This window comes from Streptomyces pseudovenezuelae, assembly GCF_029892565.1.
Taxonomy (GTDB): domain Bacteria; phylum Actinomycetota; class Actinomycetes; order Streptomycetales; family Streptomycetaceae; genus Streptomyces; species Streptomyces pseudovenezuelae_A.
In genome coordinates this window covers 1-2145 of record NZ_JARXVH010000070.1, presented here as the reverse complement: position 1 = coordinate 2145, position 2145 = coordinate 1, and the positions used below count along the sequence as shown (strand labels likewise).

Here is a 2145-nt window from a genome sequence, read left to right as displayed (position 1 = left end):
ACAACGAATGCCCACCCAAATCAAAAAAGTCATCATCCACACCGACCGACGCAACACCCAGCACCTCAGCGAAGGCCTGGCACAGAATCTCCTCCCGAAGACTCGCCGGCCCCCGCCCGGTACCCGACACCGCCGCACGATCCGGAGCAGGCAAAGCCCCGCGGTCCAGCTTCCCGTTACCGGTCAACGGGAGACCATCCATCACCACAACCGCCGAGGGAACCATGTGATCAGGCAACCGCCTACCCGCGAACTCCCGTAGTTCTAGGGCGAGTTGAGCACGATCGGCATCGTCGTCCGTCGGCACCACATAGGCGACCAGACGCACATCGCCGGGGGTGTCCTCGCGGGCGACGACCGCCGCCTGGACCACCCGGGGGTGTGCGGCCACAACGGCCTGTACCTCCCCGGGCTCGACCCGGTAGCCGCGGATCTTCACCTGCTCATCCACACGGCCGACGAAGACGACCTGGCCCTCGGAGATCCACCGGACCCGGTCGCCCGTGCGATACATCCGCTCACCCAGGCCACCCCACGGGCAGGCCACGAACCGCTCCGCCGTCAACCCGGCCCGACCCACATACCCGCGCGCCAGCTGCGCACCCGCTACATAGAGTTCACCCACCACACCCGGAGCGACCGGCTGCAAACCCTCATCCAGCACATAGAACCGGGTATTGGCCACCGGAGAACCCACCGGAACCACCCCCGATGCGGCCATCTCCGCAGTCAGACGCGCCGTCGCGACACCGATCGTCGCCTCCGTCGGACCGTAATGATTGAACACAGCCCGATCGCCGGCCAGCAGCTCGCCCACCAGTTGCGCAGAAGCCGCCTCGCCGCCGAGCACGAGGGATTTGGCGGGCAGTACCGCAGCAGCGCCGAGTGCCGCGACATGCGAGGGGACGGCCTTGAGGTAGTCGATGCGATGCTCGGTCAGATACGAGGCCACGAGAGCGGGATCGGTGACCGCGTCTTCGTCGAGGATGTGGAGTTCACCGCCGGAGGCCAGGCTCGCGAACACCACCGTGTTGCCCAGGTCGGTGGCCTGCGCCTGCAACACCGCAAACCGTCCTGGCCCGTCGAAGCCCACCCGCTGGGGCACCGAGCCGACATAGTTCGCCAGCGCCCCATGCGTGACCGCGACACCCTTGGGCCGTCCCGTCGACCCCGACGTATACATCACATACGCCACCTGCGCAGGTATCACATCCGGAATCTCCGGAGCCGTGACCGGGGCCGCCGCGAGTTGCATCGCTACCAGCGGACCATCCACCGCCACCAACCGCTGCCGGCCCGCCGGAAGATCCTCCAGCACCTCTTCCGACGTCAACGTCAACACCGCACCACTGTCCGCCAGCATGAACGCAATCCGCTCCGCCGGCAGACCCGGATCCAACGGCACATACGCCGCCCCCGCCCGCCACACACCCAGGATCGCCGCAATCGACTCGCCACCCCGCGGCAGGCACAACCCCACCACCGACTCGGCACCGACACCCTGCTCCCGCAGGAAATGCGCCAACCGATTCGCCCGCGCATCCAACTCCCCGTAAGACACCGGCACACCGTCGGACACGACCGCAACAGCCTCCGGCGCCCGCACCACCTGCCCAGTGAACAGGTCGGGAACCAGTGCCGCGGGGCCCTCGACCGCCGTGTCGTTCCACGAGGTCAGTACGCGATGACGCTCGGCCGGGTCCAGGACATCAACGGCCCCTACCCGCACCTGCGGATCCTCGACCAACGCCGACAGCACCCGCATCCACCGACCCGCGATCCCCGCCGCGGCCTCCTCATTGAACAGATCCGCAGCCACCGTCACCGCACCCCGCACACCCGCGGGCACTCCCTCGTCGTCGTACGTCTCACCGACCATCACGTCCAGGTCGAACTTCGCCGCCGGACGAGCCGTAGACAGCAACTCCACGTCGAGACCGGGAAGTTCAAGCACCGGAGCATTGGGGTCACGCTGCGAATCGATGGTGTTCAGCTTGGTGAGGACGACTTGGAAGAGGGGATGCCGGGCCAGCGAACGAGACGGAGCCAACTCCTCCACCAACCGCTCGAACGGCACATCCTGATGCGCATACGCACCAAGACCCGCCTCCCGCACCCGCCCCAACACCTCACGGAACGAAGGAT

General features: G+C 67.2%; 1 protein-coding gene. It reads right to left on the bottom strand.

Annotation, left to right across the window (positions count from 1 at the left end; genetic code table 11):
* Positions 1-2145: non-ribosomal peptide synthetase (locus M2283_RS51475; RefSeq protein ID WP_280883561.1), on the bottom strand; the 2145-nt coding region annotated here is incomplete at both ends.